Source organism: Streptococcus halotolerans, assembly GCF_001598035.1.
Classification (GTDB): domain Bacteria; phylum Bacillota; class Bacilli; order Lactobacillales; family Streptococcaceae; genus Streptococcus; species Streptococcus halotolerans.
Genome location: NZ_CP014835.1, coordinates 933527 through 953783, shown reverse-complemented (window position 1 = coordinate 953783; position 20257 = coordinate 933527). Strand labels below are relative to the sequence as shown.

General features: G+C 40.8%; 9 protein-coding genes. All 9 read left to right on the top strand.

Annotated elements, in window-relative coordinates; genetic code table 11:
- Positions 1–178: 178 nt before the first annotated feature.
- The 9 genes from secY2 to A2G56_RS04085 all read left to right on the top strand — a co-directional run bounded on the left by secY2 (position 179) and on the right by A2G56_RS04085 (position 20037).
- Positions 179–1354 carry an accessory Sec system protein translocase subunit SecY2 gene (gene secY2 / locus A2G56_RS04125; RefSeq protein ID WP_062709444.1) on the top strand — a complete coding sequence of 392 codons (1176 nt, stop codon included), beginning with the start codon at positions 179–181 and terminating at the stop codon, positions 1352–1354.
- 11 nt (positions 1355–1365) lie between these two features.
- Positions 1366–2919, top strand: a complete 1554-nt coding sequence (gene asp1, locus A2G56_RS04120) for an accessory Sec system protein Asp1 (RefSeq protein WP_062709440.1) — start codon at positions 1366–1368, stop codon at positions 2917–2919.
- The gene (asp2, locus tag A2G56_RS04115) at positions 2912–4489 is read left to right on the top strand and encodes an accessory Sec system protein Asp2 (RefSeq protein WP_062712438.1); all 1578 of its coding nucleotides are present in this window, start codon (positions 2912–2914) and stop codon (positions 4487–4489) included. The genes asp1 and asp2 overlap by 8 nt, the downstream gene beginning before the upstream one ends.
- Positions 4486–5451: an accessory Sec system protein Asp3 gene (gene asp3 / locus A2G56_RS04110; RefSeq protein WP_062709437.1), complete on the top strand. Its 966-nt coding sequence runs from the start codon at positions 4486–4488 to the stop codon at positions 5449–5451. The genes asp2 and asp3 overlap by 4 nt, the downstream gene beginning before the upstream one ends.
- 9 nt (positions 5452–5460) lie before the next feature.
- The gene (secA2, locus tag A2G56_RS04105; protein ID WP_062709433.1) at positions 5461–7839 is read left to right on the top strand and encodes an accessory Sec system translocase SecA2; all 2379 of its coding nucleotides are present in this window, start codon (positions 5461–5463) and stop codon (positions 7837–7839) included.
- Between the two features lie 13 nt (positions 7840–7852).
- A complete protein-coding gene (gtfA, locus tag A2G56_RS04100; RefSeq protein WP_062709430.1) occupies positions 7853–9358 on the top strand; it encodes an accessory Sec system glycosyltransferase GtfA in 1506 nt (501 codons plus the stop codon).
- A complete protein-coding gene (gene gtfB / locus A2G56_RS04095; protein ID WP_062709427.1) occupies positions 9355–10677 on the top strand; it encodes an accessory Sec system glycosylation chaperone GtfB in 1323 nt (440 codons plus the stop codon). Before gtfA ends, gtfB begins: the two co-directional genes overlap by 4 nt.
- Before the next feature lie 6 nt (positions 10678–10683).
- Positions 10684–10863: a hypothetical protein gene (locus A2G56_RS04090; RefSeq protein WP_062709423.1), complete on the top strand. Its 180-nt coding sequence runs from the start codon at positions 10684–10686 to the stop codon at positions 10861–10863.
- Positions 10864–11112: 249 nt separating this feature from the next.
- Complete coding sequence (locus tag A2G56_RS04085; protein ID WP_062709420.1) at positions 11113–20037, top strand: YPDG domain-containing protein; 8925 nt, start codon at positions 11113–11115, stop codon at positions 20035–20037.
- Positions 20038–20257 lie beyond the last annotated feature (220 nt).

Here is a 20257-nt window from a genome sequence, read left to right as displayed (position 1 = left end):
CAGAAGATAATCTGTCCGATGCAAGATGTCATGTGGAAGGTAATACTCCAGCGAGCTTAATTGCAAGGTAGGTCAATAAATGATATACTTTCAAGTAACTAACAAAGCCTTTGAGAGATGGAGATTGACCGTTTTGACACGATTTTTAATACAACATAATTTTACAAGGAAAGTTTTGGTGACCTTTTTCTTTCTCTTGATTTTTCTGGTTGGGAGAAATGTTCCTATTCCTAATGTTGCCCTTGATGCTTACTTGTTTTCACAAGACTCTTCGCTAGGATTTGGAGCAGCTGTTACGGGAGGGAATTTATCCCAAATTAGCCTGTTTTCACTTGGTTTGGGACCATGGATGTACGCCATGATTTTAAGCCGTGTTTTTAATTTAGGAAAGAAAAATGACCAGTCTGTTTCCAAAAAAATTCAAGACCGCAGACACAGTACCATCATGTTAGTGATTGCGATTATTCAGGCGCTTGGTATAGCGATTAGCTTAGATTATCAAAAAAGTTCTATACCTAGGTTAGAGTTGGTGTTTATGACAAGTCTTATCCTGATTGCTGGTGCTTTTGTCTTGGTTTGGATTGGTAACCGTATTTCTGAAAAGGGTATTGGTGGGCCATCCATCTTGGTTATGGTTAATATCTTACTTTCACAGGAAAGTCTGATGAAAGAAGGGATTACTTTTATAGAAAACCGAGAATTCCTTCTCATAGCTGGTCTTATTCTCTGGAGCTTATTTGCGGTATTTTTGATGGTGTTGTTTGAAAAAGCAGAATATCGTATTCCGGTTAAACGTGTTGGCATTAACAATAGTTTGTCAGAGGATACTTACATGCCAATAAAAGTCAATACGGCCGGAGGAATGCCTGTAATGTATGGCTTTTCGTTGTTGATGTTGCCCCAATATGTGATTTTACTCTTAACCTATCTGTATCCTGATAACCCAGCCTGGAAAAAAGCCACTTCCTTCTTTGCTATTACGAGTACATCAGGTGTTTTACTCTACATGTTGATTATCTTTGTCCTAACCTTAAGTTTTGCTTATATGAATTTCGATACTGTAAAAACAGCTGAAAACATGCGGAAGTCTGGAGATTACATCGCATCGTTAAGACCAGGTTCTGCTACAAAAATCTATCTATCAAAAATAGTTGGGCGTCTAGGGATCTTTAGTGGCTGTGTGATGGCCATTTTAGCGAGTCTTCCTTTGATTTATGCTTTAAGCGATCCTAGTTTTCAGCGGATGGCTATGTTGACTGGGATCGCTATGATGATTGCAGGGATTTTGCTTAACCTGATAGATGAAGTCAAAATCAGTCGACTCAGTAAGCAGTATCAAACACTATTTGAGTAAAGGAAGGCTATATGTATTATTTTATCCCAGCTTGGTATGATTCTGTCCGCCCTTTCTACGACACAACTCAGCCTTGGTATCGTAAAAAACAAGGACTTTCCTTTAATGATACGATCAATCATCTTCGTATGTTTAAAGCGACAGAAGCAGAAACACAGCTCACCATTTTTAATTATGCCCCAAATCTAAGGTATTTTTTGCACGAGTATGATCTTTATGAAACGTCTTACTGGTCTTTATTTGACTATCTTCAAGATATTGAGGATGTTGCAACCAGGGGCTTGAATTTTAGAGATTTTGATTGGCCTAAGGGGACGTCATTTGTCTATACCCCATTCATGGTCTTGGCTTATGTCAATCAAACCTTAATAGCTAAAGTTGAGTTTGGCAATGATGGACAGCTTATTTGGATTGATTATTATGAGGACTCAATTTTAGAGAAGCGTTATGTTTTTGATGACCGAGGCTTTCTGTCTAGTATTGTATGCTTTCAAGATGGGCAAGCTTATTATCAAGATTACTTAAACCAACGGGGTGATATCCAATTTCGTGAATACCTAACGGCAGAGGATAAGCATGTTCAAGTCATGGTTTATGATGAGCAGCGTTTTTGGCAAGAACAGTATGGCTCGATGGCTGAATTAGTGGCAGAAGTGGCTTACAGATACTTTTTAGATCACGATCAAGTGGGCGATGTTCTTCTTGTCGCCTTGTCAGAACATCATAATCAGATAGTAGAAGCCTGCCGTGGTGTGAAAGACTTGGTTGTGTCGTTTTTCCAAGAGCGGTACCCAATTGAACTCATGTCTACTGACTTTATCAATCAGAGTGATCTGATCTTGGTGGATCAAGCATCAACAGAATCACTATTGAAAGACCGTGTTCATCCTAAGGTGCTTCATCTTAGTCTGTTTGACACAAGGCTGTCGCTTGGTAAAAGTCAACGGCTACGTGAGTTAATTGTCTATTTCCAAATTGATGGGATGACGCGTGATGACTTGACTCAGAGTTTGGAGTATATTTTTGAGTTGATGTCTGTCAACGACAACGTCATCTTAGCTATTGTGTCTTATGAACAAGATTTGACGAAAAAAGCTGAACTCATAGCTTATGTCGAGCAATTGCTAGGTAGTCGTGAAGAGGATTACCTAAAGTTGATGGAAGAAGTGGATGAAAGTTATGAGGTTGATGATGAAGAGGATGAGGATCCTGCCCGTGTTCAACTCCATTTCTTAGTAACAGAACTTGATATCATTGACGTTTTAGACTCAGCACGATTGATTTTGGATATGAGCCAGACACCTGATCTCTATACGCAGATTGCGGGCATCAGTGCCGGTATTCCACAAGTCAATTGTGTGGAGACAGAGTTTGTAGAACATCAAAAAAATGGCTACCATGTTACTAGCATTGCTGAGATTCCAAAAGCTTTAGCTTACTTTCTAGAGGGTCTTAGTCACTGGAATCACTCGTTAGTCCATTCGGTTCAAAAAATTGGCGAGTACACAAGTGGTAATTTGGCTCAAAAAGTAATGGAAAGTGTGGTGGATGTTAATAATGACTGATGATAAGATAACTATTTTACAGGTTTCCTATGACAATTGGCAGGATAGTTATCAGATACCAGAAACGCTACAATGGATACATCTTAAACCAGATGAGATTGACGATTTCATCGCTACTGAATTAGCTAAAAAAGCAGAAAACAAACGGTTACAAAAGGAAAATCTTGAGACACATCCATTGATTAGTTTTCAAGCAGTTTTATATACTGATAGTACAGTCGGCGACGACTTTTTAGCTTTAGAAGACTGGATTGAGCCGCACGCGCTTTATTACCCTAATGACCTTAGCATTCCTGAAAAGTTAGCCTCCTTGTTTCGCTATAAATTAGCCAAGCCATTGGATATGACAGATAAAGTTGTTCTTTTTGATAGGTTGTCAAAAGGTTTGTTTAGTAAACAATATGGTGCTAAGTTGGGGATTAAAGAGTTGATGATGTCAAAAACGCTCCTCAATCCCATTAGTTTTGAAGGCAATCGCTATACCGTATTAAATGATGATTTTGGCGATGACTTTGAACAAGTTGCCTATTATCGCTATAATGTTCCATTTGAATCAGGAAAATATCTGGATTTATGGCAAGAGATAATCCATGATCCGACTGTTGATTTGCAACTGAGAATACAATTGATTCCCTCAGGATCTGTCTCTGAAATAGCAGAAGACTGGTGTTTTGAAGGCGATTTATTGAAGGAACCTCTGACCTTAGAGGCTTCTGTGGATGGAAATTTATTTATATCGATTTTTGCCAAAGGTGAGGGAACTTTAAAACTAGGACCACTCCATTATCGGTTTGCCAGAAAGGGCTTGGGAGAGTATATCCCAGGAGGTGAACGCTTTGCTGACACCAACGGTCAAGAGTTTATGACCTACTTTAATCCTGGTGACTTGAAACCTCCTCTTAATGTTTATTTTTCAGGGTACCGTACTGCTGAAGGTTTCGAAGGTTTTTACATGATGAAACGCTTCGGTGCCCCCTTTCTTCTGATTTGCGATCCTAGAAACGAAGGAGGCGCCTTCTACTTAGGAAGCGAGAACTATGAAAGAGCCATTGTCTCTAAAATTAAAGAAACCCTGGATTTCTTAGGATTTACCTCTAAAGATTTAGTTCTATCAGGTTTGTCAATGGGGACTTTTGGTGCTTTATATTATGGCTCTGAACTTTCCCCTCATGCTATTGTGGTTGGAAAACCCTTAGTCAACTTGGGAAATATGGCCTACAAAGAACGGTTGAGCAGACCGAATGGTTTCGGTACGTCTTTAGATCTACTACAAGCCATGTCAGGTGCTCAGGATAAGAAAGCAATCGAAAGTCTTAACAATCGCTTTTGGGACAAATTTTTAAAAGCAGATTTTAGCCAGACCCAGCTTGCTCTTGCTTATATGAAAGACGATGATTACGATGATAAGGCCTTCGATGACATTATCGAACAGTCACGTGATAAAAAACTAAAAATATACGGTAAAGGCTGGATTGGTCGACACAATGACAATAGTACGGCTGTTGTCGGCTGGTTTGTATCACAGTATCATAAGATATTGAATCGTGATTTTGATAGGGAGTTGAAATGAGATATACGATCACTTGGGATTACGACGCCGGTCGTAGTTACCTTTACGGTTCCGAACTACTATTTCAAGGAACGCGTGTCCACTTTAAAAACCATTTAATGCCTTCGGGTCAGGTGATTAACTGCTGGAAGTCACGAACAAACTTTCAGGCTGATCGCATAGAACCAAGTTTGCCCCTGTTAAGACAAGGACAAACCTACTTTCTATCAGCAAAAATAGACTGTCAACCCGAACAGACATACATGCTGCAAATCACCTTTTACGACCGCTTTGATCGTTCTTTGGAGACCATCACCTTAAAAAACGGTAAGACTTCCTTTGTTTATCCTCAGGGAGCCTATGCTTATGATATCAGTCTGATCAACGCTGGTTGTTCTTCCATGACCTTTGATTTTATCCTCTTATCGGATGAGCCAATCCCATCGGAGCAGCTAACCTTTGTTAAAGACGATGTATTTTATAAAGATGATACCAAACCCTTATCAGTCATTTTTGTAGAGAATCCAACGCAACCCATCACTTCAAATGATCTGTCAATCATAGAACAGATAGCTAATGTTTATCTGGTTTCGGATGCAAGAGCGGCAAAAGATTTCTATTTAGAAGAAGATTTTGCCAAACATTTGACAGATACCCTTTATGAGCTGCAGTACGATCGCTTGCGGTTGATTGGCTATGGGCCCAAGGGAAATCTGGCAGTGCTTCAGATGATGGAGCGTATGGATGATTGTGAGGCTTTTATTACTTCTGATTTAGGGGATAAAGAAACCTATATTGAACATTTTCAAAAAGACGGTCGTAAGCTCGGCTCACCCATTGAAGAATTATTTGAGAGGTACCATTATGCTACCTCACTTACCATATATGACAGAGTGTTAGATAATGGGAGTCATGATTTAGGGATTGTTAAAAATAGATATAACCAAATGGACAAGCTGGCTAGTTTGCCATTTATCACATAAAGAGAGAGTATGAGTAATATCAAAGATTATTTCACCTTAGATTTTTATCGCTTAAAAAAGATTCAAAAGCTTGTTGATGAGATTAATGGACTAGCAGATGAGATGAGCTCGCTATCAGATAGTGAGTTGAAGCATAAGACAGTAGAATTTCGAAAACGCCTGAAAAAGGGTGAGAGTTTGGACAGTTTACTACCGGAAGCCTATGCAGTAGTGCGAGAAGCAGACAAGAGAGTTCTTGGGAAATTCCCCTACGATGTGCAAGTCATGGGGGCGATTGTTCTTCACCAAGGTAATCTTGCTGAAATGAAGACAGGAGAAGGCAAGACCTTGACGGCCACCATGCCTCTCTATCTAAATGGTTTGACAGGGGACGGTGCCATCTTGGTCACTACAAATGCCTACCTCGCTTGTCGAGATGCTGAAGAAATGCGTCCTGTCTATACGTTTCTTGGGTTAACGGTTGGTATTGGTGTTCGTGAAGACGAGAAAAAAATAGAAATTCCCGAGAAAAAGAGAATTTACGCTTCAGACATTATCTACACTACCAATTCGGTATTAGGCTTTGATTATCTTATCGATAATCTTGCTCCTAATAAATCCAAAAAATACATGCGTGAGTTAAATTATGTAATCGTTGACGAAGCCGACTCCGTCTTGCTCGACTCTGCACAGACCCCGCTTGTTATCTCAGGAGCACCAAGGGTTCAGTCTAACCTTTATGAAATTAGTAATCAGTTTGTCTCAACCTTAGTTGAAGGTGATGATTACTATGTGAATCTGGACCAAAAAGAGGTCTGGTTAAAACAAGCAGGGATGGATGCCGCTGAAAGCTTTTTTGCTTTGCATGATATTTATAATGTCACTCACTTTGAGTTAGTTCGTCATGTCAATCTTGCTTTAAAGGCCCACACCTTGTTTACCCTAGGTAAAGAATATGTCGTGGAAAATGGCAAAGTTCAGCTACTCGATCAAACAAACGGCCGTATCCTCGAGTCAACCAAACTTCAGGGAGGGCAACATCAAGCGATTGAGGCTAAAGAAAAGGTCAAAATATCACCTGAGATGCGTGCCATGGCTTCAATCACTTATCAAAATCTCTTTTTGCTCTTTCGAAAACTCGCTGGCATGACCGGAACTGGTAAACCAGCGGAAGAAGAGTTCATCGAGATTTACAACATGGAAGTCATCCGCATACCGACCAATAAGCCTGTTCAGCGAAAAGATTTACCGGATAAAATTTTCACCACCTTACCTGAGAAGGTTAATGCCTGCGTTCAGGAAATCAAGCGGATTCACCGGACAGGACAACCTATTTTGGTGGTGTCAGGATCAGTTCGAATGTCGGAACTCTTTTCTGAGATATTGTTGATGGAAGGGATTCCTCATAGCTTACTTAATGCCTATAACGCTGCCAAGGAAGCGCAGATGATTTCTGAAGCAGGAAGACTTAATGCGGTTACTGTTGCTACCAATATGGCAGGACGTGGTACGGACATTAAATTAGCAGAAGGTGTTCGAGAATTGGGCGGATTAGCAGTTATTGGAACAGAGCGCATGCTTAATGAGCGTATGGACCTGCAGATGCGTGGGCGTTCAGGTAGACAAGGGGATCCTGGTTTCAGCGAGTTTTATGTCTCTCTCGAAGATGAATTATTAACGCAGTATGGAGCTTCTTGGATTGAACAGTATTTCAAGAAACATCGAGATAGCATTGATGAGTATCGTCCGCAAGAACTTCGACAAAAGCGTTTTAAAACAGCCATCACCAAGGCTCAGGCAGCCAGTGAAAGTTCAGGGAAAGAGTCTAGGACAACGATTGTCCAGTACGATGAAAGCATTAAAATTCAACGTAATTTTATCTATCAAGAACGTAATCGTGTGTTAAACGGTAGCAGTGAAGGCTTTGATGTTCAACAGATCATCGAAGACGCTCTGACAGACTTCATTGATAGTCAGGATGAGTTAACGCCTTTTATGGTTGAACGCTATATTTTCGATCACCTCTCTTACGAGTTTACAGACTTCCCCGAGGATTTTGACGCGACAGATAAAGAAGCAGTCAAAGCCTACTTATGGGAACTGATCACAAAAGAACAGACACGAAAAGAAAGTCTCATTACCAAAGATTTTGAGACTTTTCGTCAGACAGCAGTTTTAAAAGCGATTGATGAATCATGGATCGAAGAAGTGGACTACTTGCAGCAACTACGCATTGTTGTTCAAGGACGGCAATCAGCCCAACGTAATCCGGTCTACGAGTATCATAGCGAAGCGATTCAATCCTACCAACGCATGAAAAAAGACATTAGAAACTTGGCCTTACAGTATTTGATGCTAAGCGATGTTTCTTATAATAAGAAAAATAAATTGGAGATTCATTTCGTCTAAAAAGGGAGAAAAAATGACAGTCTATAATATTAATTTAGGGATTGGCTGGGCCAGCTCGGGTGTCGAATATGCCCAAGCCTATCGTTCAACAGTCTTTAACCAGCTAGGCATTGATGCTAAATTTATTTTCATGGATTTTATCTCACAGGATAATATTTGTGATTTGACCCGCAACATTGGCTTTAAAGATGAGCAAGTTATCTGGTTATACACACACTTTACTGATCAAAAAATAGCACCGACTAGCTACACTTTAGCTGATCTTAAAGCTGATTTTCATGGAAATCTCGAGCGGATTGAAAAAAATCAGAAGGTCGTTAAGTATTTTTACCCAGATCAGGACGTCTTTTTGACGGCTTATTTGAAAAATGAGAACGAAGATATCGTCCATCGGGTAGAGTACGTGTCTCGAGGCAGCTTGATTCGAAAGGACTTTTTCAGCTATACTCGAAGTTTTACCGAGTACTACACACCGCGTGATGGAAGGGCTTATCTCTATCAGCGCCGTTTCTTTAATGAAGATGGGTCGGTTGCCTTTGAGGAAATCATTGATGGAGACAACGTGGTTTATCGTCATCAGGACTTTATCTGTTATTCCAAAGAAGAGCTGGTCGCTGAGTTTATGAAGAGCCTATCACTTAGCGATAACGATTTTGTTATTCTTGATCGCTCAACTGGGACAGGACAAGCCGTCTTTAAATACGTTAAACCTGCTCGTTTAGCTGTTGTTGTCCATGCGGAGCATTTCAGTGAAAATGCAGTGACTAATGACACCATTTTATGGAATAATTACTATGAATATCAGTTTACCAATGCTGATAAGGTTGATGTTTTTATTACAGCAACTGATGCCCAAAACCAGCTGCTTGGGGAGCAATTTAGACAGTTTACCAAACATGATCCAAAGATTGTGACGATTCCAGTAGGTAGCCTAGACAAACTCCGCTATCCTGACAAAGAGCGAAAAGCTTACAGTATGTTAACGGCTTCACGACTAGCTACTGAAAAACACGTGGATTGGCTGGTTAAAGCAGTCATTGAAGCTAGAAAAGTCATTCCTGAATTAACCTTTGATATCTATGGCGCCGGTGGTCAGGAAGCCAAACTCCGCCAAATAATTGACGAAAACAAGGCACAAGATTACATCCAACTAAAAGGGCATCAAGACATGACTGATATTTATAAAGACTATCAAGTCTACTTATCAGGGTCTAAAAGTGAGGGTTTTGGCTTGACCTTGCTTGAGGCGGTAGGATCTGGTTTGCCGCTCATTGGCTTTGATGTTCGTTATGGCAATAAAACTTTTATTAAAGATGGAGAAAATGGCTACCTCATTCCAAGATCTGAAACGGATGATGAAGCTTGGATTGTCACTGAGTTTGTGGCTAGAATCGTTAAGCTCTTTAAGGCTAACTCCTTAGAAACGGCTCATGAGGTTTCGTATGACTTGGCCAAAGACTACCTCACAACAGAAGTGGAAGAAAAATGGCGAATACTGATTGAGGAGGCAACACGATGATTAATCTATTTGAAACTTATGACCAAAATAGCTGGGATTTACATTATTCCCTCATTGTATCAGGCTATAACAACCCAACGATTTCCATTACAGATGATGGTTTTCTACCAGATGATGTCACGTCGCCTTTCTTGTATTTCACAGGATTCTCTGAAGCTAGTGGGCGCCCGCTTTACTTCAATGAAGTACCTGTGCCAGACTATTGGGAGATAGCTGGTAATAACACTCAAGGTGAGATCTTGGATTATGAGAAAAAACGGGCGATCATTAACTATGCCAACCCCAAACACCTTCGTCAGGTGAAATCGGTGGATTGGTTGGACGAAAAAGGACGTCTTCGTTTAACGGATCGCTACAATAAATATGGCAGTCGTTTTGCCCAAACCAATTATAATATCGATGGACAAGCGACACTGACCTCTTATTTCAACCAAAAAGGTCAGGAAGTTCTGACGGAAAACCATACCACTGGCGATGTTATTTTAAACTTTGAAGGACAGGTCCATATCTTTAAAAACCGTTCAGAATTTGTCATTTTTTATTTAAAGACAGCCCAGTTTAATCTTGATCGTATTTTCTACAACTCCTTAGCAACTCCTTTTCTTGTAGCTTACCGTCTCAATAAGCCTGGCAATGATGTCTTGTTCTGGCAGGAAGGCCTGGCTGATCAGCTTCCGGGAAATATGACAGTTGCCTTACGCGGCGATTACTCGCGTCAAACGACGGTTATTGCTCAAGATTATACGGCTTATGAAAAAATGCAAGAACTCATGACTCAGGAACAAAAGGAAAAAACGCATTTCCTAGGCTTCCTCTACCCATTTAGAAGACAAAATAACAATCATAAGGAAGCATTGATCTTAACAAACTCTGATCAGCTGGAGAATGCTGAACAACTCATCCGTCAGCAACAACAACTCCACTTCCATATTGGCGCCATTACGGAAATGTCAAGTAAGCTGATGGACTTGGGCCGCTATCCAAATGTCAGCCTGTATCCTAATATCTCACAGAGCAATGTGGCCAGATTGTTTGAACAGTGTGATCTTTACCTTGACATTAACCATGGTAATGAAATCCTTTCTGCTATCCGTGCAGCCTTCGAAAATCGTATGGCAATCTTGGCTTTTGATAATACCTGTCATAACAGGCATTACGTCGCTCAAGAAAACATCTTTGCCTCCGATGACTATGAGGGGATGAACGAAAGTCTAGCGAAAATCCTAACGCAACCAACAGCTATGGCTAATCTTTTAAAAGCTCAGTACGATGGCGCAAGGGTTGAAACTAAGCAACATTATCAAGCAATTATTGGGTAGGTAGAGATGACAAAAAAAAATCCATTGCAAGACAGTATCTCCAAACGGTTATCTGAAGAGCGTTATCAGCCACCAAAAGAGGATAAAACGCCTAAGAAATTTGACTTTCAGCTCATCATCATCCTGACCATCTTGGGAGGGCTGATTGCTAGTATCGTTTCTTTAATCCAATACTTTTTTAATTAAAAATTAAGCATTTTTTAGCCAATAAAAATTAACGATAAGACAATGAAAACCATGACGGATAGCAATCTTTCGTCATGGTTTTGTAATCTCCAAACTAAAAGTGAGATAAGATTGTAAGAATAATAGTTATTTTTGATAAAAAAGGGCAAAAATGGTAGTAAAATTGTCAGATTTTTGTTATACTTCAAAACAGAGAATTCCGACATTTTAAAGAGAGAGTTCTGAATCTATCATACTTAGGAGGATTACATGCGTCGCAAACAATTTAATAAAGAATTCGACGAGGTAAATCGCAAGAGCCGTGTCAAAATGCACAAGTCCGGTAAGAGCTGGGTTAAGACAGTTATGTCACAACTCAGTCTTTTACGTGTAGCAGGTAAGGGAGCAAGTCAAACTGTTCGTATCAAGGATATTGATTCTATCCAAACGTCTAATATGACAGCACTTAAAGCCTTGCTAGCAGCAGGAGCAATCGGTGGGGGCACGATGGTCGCTGATACCGTTGTTCAAGCAGAAGAAGAGATAGGAGATTCAAATGAAGAATCTCATAACAATGAAGATATTGCTGTTATTGAAACACAAGAAACCACAGTAGTTGGAGATGACTCAGAAGCTGCAGTAGATAACATATCTGAAGAAGCATCACTTTCACTTTCTGAAAGCCTCAAAGAGAGCCTCTCTGTTAGCCAGTCAGAAAGTGCAGCATCAGAAGCAGCTTCACTATCTGAATCAGCATCAGAATCAGCTGCAGCATCAGAGACAGCAACTGACGATTCAACAGTAGCTGATAAGGAAGACTCATCATCAGCTTCAAAAACAGCTGAGAGTGCATCAAAACTAGCAGAAAAAGCTGAGGTATCCGTACCAAATGTTGAACCAGAACCAGAGACTGAAGCTCCGGTAACTGAAACTCCAGTACCTTCTGGGACAACTTCAGAAAAAGCAGCTTCTAACCTAGCCCCTAGCGCTTTGGTAGCAAGAAATGCTGCAGCACCTGAAACTGCCGGTGCCTTGGCAGAAACAGAAAACGCCGCTAAGCGTGGTGTTGAAGCAGGTGCAGTAGCACCTTACGCAGGTAAATTTGGTGAAAGAGCGGCTGGTAGCAGTACGCAAGGAACAGCTGTAGATGGATCAGCAGCTAATCCTGATGACGCTACAATCAAAACTGGTACTCGTGCCTATGACAGCGAGTTGCAACAAGCAGCTCAAAAAGACGCAATCTATGCGCCAGGAGAAAAGGGTCAAACACAGGGTTATGAAGGTAAAGCTTGGATTTACCGAGGCGGAAACATTAACAACTTTAATGCCAAAGATGCTGAACCGCTACCAAATACAAAAGTTTACTTGCAATGGGTAGATGGTAAAGGATTTGTATCTCCAGTTTATTACACTACAACAAATCCAGACGGTACTTACTATTTTAATCTTAAACAAAAATTAATTGATCAAACTGGTCAGGAACACCAATTCCAATTAGCAGGTGATGGTAAGTTCGCTGTAAGAACTTGGGTAGAAAATCCAGATCCATCAAAATACAATGTCATTAAACACGGTGACCAAAAATATGGTTTCCATACACGTACAAACCGTACAAATGAATCTTGGGACTTCACAGCTGGAATCAACCGTATCGTTAATGGCCAAGTACTTGTTCAAGAAATCCCACGTCAAAACGACTGGTTAATGAAACCAGAAGATCAATGGACAACAGCACCACATTCAGATGGTATTTGGCCAAAAGAGGGGCTAATGGGTAAAGTTTCAGGTAATGTTTGGTATGAAACAAATGACCCAGCTGGTTCAGATTCACGTGCATGGAAAAAAGACTCAAATGATGTAAATGCAACAGGCGTTAAAGTTATTGCGTCATACGTAAATGATGAAATCACACGTCAATTTGATGCATGGAAGAAAGAAAATCCTAACTATACATTAGATGATTTCAAAGCAGCGCAACAAGAAATCGTGAATGCTTATCAAGCGAAACATGGTAAAGGTTCTCATATTGCTGAAACAGTAGTAGGTACAGTTGAATCAGATGGTTCATACTATATCCCATTCAAAGGTTTATATGGTATTAGTGCTGATCGACAAGGTAACAAAACGACTAATGAACAATATGGTAAAGTGCTTGAAGATGCAGATGTTAATCATAGTTTATTAACCCAATGGACTGGTGGCTTACTTATCCCTAAAGTACACAGTCATATTAACTCTGACTACATGTATGTAAGTGCATTAATAGATAACTACGCGATCTGGAGCAATAACTACCAAAATAACATGTTTACAAAAGCAGCAACAGGTGGAGACTTGTTTGATGCGAAGTTATTAGCTGGTTACAATGCGCCTAACCAAAATTTCATTGCTTTGGCACCACAGCCTATACATGATGTATTGATGTACGACTCTGTAAGGAATTTCGCAGTTCCTGGTGATACTGCAGAAACAACAACTGGTGGTTTACTACCATCACGCGACTACCAAGTTCAATGGTTTAAAGATGGTAAGCCAGTAGGTGATCCAGTTACAAAAACGTCTAATGTAGACGGTACACTTTCTTCAGTACCATTTAAAGTGCCAGAAAACTTAGATAAGAATGCAACATATACATCAGCAGTATTTTTGCCAAATCAAAAAACAGATGATTTATACAGTGCGCTTGCCTTAGATTCATTCACGGCAGTTGTTGATGAAAACACGATCGCCGATAATGTTATCAACGAACCAGCTTACAAAGATACAACCGTTGTAGAAGGTAACACAGCAACAGTATCACCAACATTTACCGGTAAAGATGGTAAAGTAGTCGACTTCTCAAAAGTTCCATTAGCAGAAAATCCATTTGATATTGGTGAAGTAGGAGAAGATTTCCCTAAAACCGACGTAATTGTAAATCCAAAAACAGGTGAAATTGAATATAGCACAAGCGAAGGTGATGCAGGTAAAGAAATCACAGTACCAGTTGTTGTGAAGTATGCAGATGGTACAAAAGATACAGTTAATGCTAAGTTCACTGTTACAGAAAAAGGTAAGAAACAGGCAGACCAATTCACTCCTGAGTATCCAACCAAAGATGCGACACCAGGAACAGAAGTAAGTTCAACACCGACATTTAAGGATGATAAAGGTTCACCAGTAGATGCCCCAGCTGATACCAAATATGAGTTAGGTGAGGGTGCCCCAGATGGTGCAAAAGTTGATCCTAAGACTGGGGAAGTAACCTTCACCCCAACAGATGATCAAGCAAACAGCACGGTTAAAGTACCAGTTAAGGTGACTTATGCAGACGATACAACTGATACTGCAGAATCAGTCTTCACGGTAGGTGAAAAACCAGCAACAAATGCTGATTCATTTGAGCCTTCTTATGTGGAAACACCTGCAACACCAGGTAAAGAAACTAAGGTAAGTCCAACATTTACTGATAAAGATGGTGGAACAGTTACATCTGCAAACGTGCCTCTTGCAAAAGAAAATCCTTTCCAACTTGATCCTAATAACACACCAGACGGTGTAACTATTGATTCACAAACTGGAGAAATCACTTTCACCCCAACCGGTGATCAAGCAAGCAGCACAGTTAAAGTACCGGTTAAAGTAACATATGAAGATGGTACAACGGATACTATAGAATCAGTCTTCACGGTAGGTGAAAAATCAGCAACAAATGCTGATTCATTTGAGCCACAATATCCAAATGCAGGTACAGTGCCAGGCTACAAAACTGAAGTAAGTCCAACCTTTACTGATAAGGATGGTAAGTCAGTTGATGCTAAAGCCGTGCCATTGGCAGAAGATAAGCCGTTCCAAATTGAGGGCAATGTTCCAGGCGCAACCATCGATCAAAATACCGGCCAAATCATCTTTACTCCGACTGATGATCAGGCAGGTACAACTGTTAAAATACCAGTTAAGGTAACTTATGCAGATGGCACAACAGATACTGTAGCAACTGAGATTACAGTTGGCGCAAAACCAGGAACAAATGCAGATGCAAATGAACCACATTATGAAGAGACTCCTGCAACACCAGGTGAAGCAACTAAGGTAAGCCCAACCTTTACTGATAAGGATGGTAAGTCAGTTGATGCTAAAGACGTGCCATTGGCAGAAGATAAGCCGTTCCAAATTGAGGGCAATGTTCCAGGCGCAAGTATTGATCCTAAGACTGGAGAAGTGACCTTCACGCCAACAGATGATCAAGCAGGTAAAGACATTACAGTACCTGTTAAAGTGACTTATAAAGACGGTTCGACTGAGACGGTTGAGTCTAAATTCTTGGTAGATCCTAAGATTATAGATAATACGGATAGTTCCTTATCAGCCTCAGCTTCTGAATCAGACACTAAGTCACTGTCAGTGTCAGCTTCAGACTCAACAAGTGCTGCAGATTCAGCATCACTCCGCAAGTCAACTGATTTGTCAGAATCAATCTCAGCCTCATTGTCAGATTCAGCATCAACGTCAAACTCAACTGTTTCAGATAGCATGAGTACAAGTGATTCAGCATCTGTTTCAAAAGTGGTTTCAGATTCAGTTTCAAATTCTGTTTCAACTTCAGATAGCTTCTCAGAAAGCCTATCAGATCTTGTTTCAGATTCACAACTAGATGCGTCAAGTTCAGAGTCATTGTCACAATCATTGTCAGACTTCAACTCAGCGTCAGCAAGTGCATCAGTCTCTGAATCAAACCGCTTGAGCGAGTCAACGTCAGCATCAGCTTCAGCACATGATAGCTTGAGCAACTCAGCTTCAGAGTCTAAGTCAGCTTCAACTAGCGCTTCAGATTCTAAATCACTGTCAGTTGCAGCATCAGAATCACTTTCAGATTCAGTTCGTGACAGCCAATCAGCAAGTGCATCAATGTCAGTGTCAGAATCACTGTCAGCCTCATTGTCATTATCAAACAACTCAAACGTTGATAGCGATAGCTTGTCAGTAAGTGCTTCAACACGTGATTCACTATCAAACGCAGTCAAAGACTCAGCATCAATGAGTGATTCAACACGCGATTTAGAGTCAGCTTCAGTATCAGCATCAGACTCAATGTCACGTTCAATGAATGCTTCACTTTCAGAATCAGCTTCAATAAGCTTGAATGAATCATTGTCAGCAGTTGCATCAGAGTCAGCGTCATTGTCAGACTCAACATCAGCTTCAATCTCAGGATTGAATAGTGTGTCTGTATCAGCATCAAGCTCAATGAGCGCAAGTCAGTCAGTATCAGCAGCTGCTTCACAATCAGCCTCAGCTTCTGAATCAGACAATAAGTCAATGTCCGTTTCAGCTTCTGAATCAACAAGTGCTGCAGATTCAGTATCGCTTCGCAAGTCAACTGATTTGTCAGAATCAATCTCTGCCTCATTGTCAGACTCAGCATCAACTTCAAACTCAACTGTTTCAGATAGCATGAGTGCAAGTGCTTCAGAATCTGTTTCAAAAGCGACTTCAACATCAGTTTCAAATTCTATTTCAACTTCAGATAGCTTCTCAGCAAGCCTATCAGCTGTTGTTTCTGATTCACAACTAGATGCGTCAAGTTCAGAGTCATTGTCACAATCATTGTCAGACTTTAACTCAGCGTCAGCAAGTGCTTCAGTTTCTGAATCAAACCGCTTGAGTGAATCAACATCAGCATCAGCTTCAGCACATGATAGCTTGAGCAACTCAGCTTCAGAGTCTAAGTCAGCTTCAACTAGCGCTTCAGATTCTAAATCACTGTCAGTTGCAGCATCAGAATCACTTTCAGATTCAGTTCGTGACAGCCAATCAGCAAGTGCATCAATGTCAGTGTCAGAATCACTTTCAGCGTCATTGTCATTGTCTAACAACTCAAACGTTGATAGCAACAGCTTGTCACTAAGTGCTTCAACACGTGATTCACTATCAAACTCAGCAAGTACTTCAGCATCAATGAGTGATTCAACACGTAATTCAGAGTCTGCTTCAGTATCAGCATCAGACTCAATGTCACGTTCAATGAATGCTTCACTTTCAGAATCAGCTTCAATAAGCTTGAATGAATCATTGTCAGCAGTTGCCTCAGAGTCAGCGTCATTGTCAGACTCAACATCAGCTTCAATCTCAGGATTGAATAGTGTGTCTGTATCAGCATCAAGCTCAATGAGCGCAAGTCAGTCAGTATCAGCAGCTGCTTCACAATCAGCCTCAGCTTCTGAATCAGACAATAAGTCAATGTCCGTTTCAGCTTCTGAATCAACAAGTGCTGCAGATTCAGTATCGCTTCGCAAGTCAACTGATTTGTCAGAATCAATCTCTGCCTCATTGTCAGACTCAGCATCAACTTCAAACTCAACTGCTTCAGATAGCATGAGTGCAAGTGCTTCAGAATCTGTTTCAAAAGCGACTTCAACATCAGTTTCAAATTCTGTTTCAACTTCAGATAGCTTCTCAGCAAGCCTATCAGCTGTTGTTTCTGATTCACAACTAGATGCGTCAAATTCAGAGTCATTGTCACAATCATTGTCAGACTTCAACTCAGCGTCAGCAAGTGCTTCAGTTTCTGAATCAAACCGCTTGAGTGAGTCAACATCAGCTTCAGATTCAGCACGTGATAGCTTGAGCAACTCAGCTTCAGAGTCTAAGTCAGCTTCAACTAGCGCTTCAGATTCTAAGGTAATGTCAGTTGCAGCATCAGAATCACTTTCAGATTCAGTTCGTGACAGCCAATCAGCAAGTGCTTCAATGTCAGCATCAGAATCACTTTCAGCGTCATTGTCATTGTCTAACAACTCAAACGTTGATAGCAACAGCTTGTCACTAAGTGCTTCAACACGTGATTCATTATCAAGCTCAGCAAGTGCTTCAGCATCCTTGAGTGATTCAACACGCGATTTAGAGTCAGCTTCAGTATCAGCATCAGACTCAATGTCACGTTCAATGAATGCTTCACTTTCAGAATCAGCTTCAACTAGCTTGAGTGCGTCATTATCAGCCGTTGCATCAGACTCAGCCTCATTGTCAGACTCAACCTCAGCATCAATCTCAGGATTGAACAGTGTGTCTGTGTCAGCTTCAACTTCAATGAGCGCAAGTCAGTCAGTATCAGCAGCTGCTTCACAATCAGCCTCAGCTTCTGAATCAGACAATAAGTCAATGTCCGTTTCAGCTTCTGAATCAGCAAGTGCTGCAGATTCAGTATCGCTTCGCAAGTCAACTGATTTGTCAGAATCAATCTCTGCCTCATTGTCAGACTCAGCCTCAACTTCAAACTCAACTGCTTCAGATAGCATGAGTGCAAGTGATTCGGCTTCTGTTTCAAAAGCGGCTTCAACATCAGTTTCAAATTCTGTTTCAACTTCAGATAGCTTCTCAGCAAGCCTATCAACTCTTGTTTCAGATTCACAACTAGATGCGTCAAGTTCAGAGTCATTGTCACAATCATTGTCAGACTTCAACTCAGCGTCAGCAAGTGCTTCAGTCTCTGAATCAAACCGCTTGAGCGAGTCAACATCAGCTTCAGCTTCAGCACGCGATAGCTTGAGCAACTCAGCATCAGAGTCTAAGTCAGCTTCAACTAGCGCTTCAGATTCTAAGGTAATGTCAGTTGCAGCATCAGAATCACTTTCAGATTCAGTTCGTGACAGCCAATCAGCAAGTGCTTCAATGTCAGCATCAGAATCACTTTCAGCGTCATTGTCATTGTCTAATAACTCAAACGTTGATAGCAACAGCTTGTCACTAAGTGCTTCAACACGTGATTCATTATCAAATGCAGTAAAAGACTCAGCATCAATGAGTGATTCAACACGCGATTTAGAGTCAGCTTCAGTATCTGTTTCAGAATCAGACTCACGTTCAATGAATGCTTCACTTTCAGTTTCAGCGTCAATGAGTTTGAGTGAGTCATTGTCAGCCGTTGCCTCAGATTCAGCGTCATTGTCAGACTCAACCTCAGCATCAATCTCAGGATTGAACAGTGTGTCTGTGTCAGCTTCAAGCTCAATGAGCGCAAGTCAGTCAGTATCAGCAGCTGCTTCACAATCAGCATCAGCTTCTGACTCAGACTCTAAGTCAATGTCAGTGTCAGCTTCTGAATCAACAAGTGCTGCAGATTCAGCATCAATCCGTAAGTCAACTGATTTGTCAGAATCAATCTCTGCCTCATTGTCAGACTCAGCATCAACTTCAAACTCAACTGCTTCAGATAGCATGAGTGCAAGTGATTCAGCTTCTGTTTCAAAAGCGACTTCAACATCAGTTTCAAATTCTGTTTCAACTTCAGATAGCTTCTCAGCAAGTCTATCAACTCTTGTTTCAGATTCACAACTAGATGCGTCAAGTTCAGAGTCATTGTCACAATCATTGTCAGGCTTCAACTCAGCGTCAGCAAGTGCTTCAGTTTCTGAATCAAACCGCTTGAGTGAGTCAACATCAGCTTCAGATTCAGCACGTGATAGCTTGAGCAACTCAGCTTCAGAGTCTAAGTCAGCTTCAACTAGCGCTTCAGATTCTAAGGTAATGTCAGTTGCAGCATCAGAATCACTTTCAGATTCAGTTCGTGACAGCCAATCAGCAAGTGCTTCAATGTCAGCATCAGAATCACTTTCAGCGTCATTGTCATTGTCTAACAACTCAAACGTTGATAGCAACAGCTTGTCACTAAGTGCTTCAACACGTGATTCATTATCAAGCTCAGCAAGTGCTTCAGCATCCTTGAGTGATTCAACACGCGATTTAGAGTCAGCTTCAGTATCAGCATCAGACTCAATGTCACGTTCAATGAATGCTTCACTTTCAGAATCAGCTTCAACTAGCTTGAGTGCGTCATTATCAGCCGTTGCATCAGACTCAGCCTCATTGTCAGACTCAACATCAGCTTCAATCTCAGGATTGAATAGTGTGTCTGTATCAGCTTCAACTTCAATGAGCGCAAGTCAATCAACAAGTGCATCAATGTCAACAAGTGTATCAAGCTCAATGAGTATGAGTCTCTCAACTTCAACAAGTACCTCAATGTCAATGAGTACTTCAAGCAGCTTGAGTGCTTCAATGAGCGCAAATGCCTCAGCGAGTCAATCTCACTCATCATCAGAGTCAGCTGAGACACTTCCAAACACTGGTGAAGAAACCAATAATGGTCTTTTAGCAGGTCTCGGACTTCTTCTCGGAGCAGGTCTCGTTGCTAAACGCAAAAAAGATCAAAAATAATTAGGATTCCATTCACGATAATGGTGATTAGAAAAACTAATAGTTGACTTTAGGACAAACGTTCTAGAAGATACCAAAAAAGCAAGGGAATGAATTCTCTTGCTTTTTGATTTTCTGGTGGTGAGCACAGGGGTGATTGAAATAGGAATAAGACAATAAGATGTCAAGAAGATTATCGCCATTAGACAATAGTGTTCTAATATGCAATGACAATCAAAAG

Excerpts from the sequence above, each read along its gene's own strand:
- gtfB (WP_062709427.1), top strand. The coding sequence starts at position 9,355 with ATGATTAATCTATTTGAAACTTATGACCAAAATAGCTGGGATTTACAT.
- asp3 (WP_062709437.1), top strand. The coding sequence starts at position 4,486 with ATGAGATATACGATCACTTGGGATTACGACGCCGGTCGTAGTTACCTT.
- A2G56_RS04085 (WP_062709420.1), top strand. The coding sequence starts at position 11,113 with ATGCGTCGCAAACAATTTAATAAAGAATTCGACGAGGTAAATCGCAAG.
- gtfA (WP_062709430.1), top strand. The coding sequence starts at position 7,853 with ATGACAGTCTATAATATTAATTTAGGGATTGGCTGGGCCAGCTCGGGT.
- asp2 (WP_062712438.1), top strand. The coding sequence starts at position 2,912 with ATGACTGATGATAAGATAACTATTTTACAGGTTTCCTATGACAATTGG.
- secA2 (WP_062709433.1), top strand. The coding sequence starts at position 5,461 with ATGAGTAATATCAAAGATTATTTCACCTTAGATTTTTATCGCTTAAAA.
- asp1 (WP_062709440.1), top strand. The coding sequence starts at position 1,366 with ATGTATTATTTTATCCCAGCTTGGTATGATTCTGTCCGCCCTTTCTAC.
- A2G56_RS04090 (WP_062709423.1), top strand. The coding sequence starts at position 10,684 with ATGACAAAAAAAAATCCATTGCAAGACAGTATCTCCAAACGGTTATCT.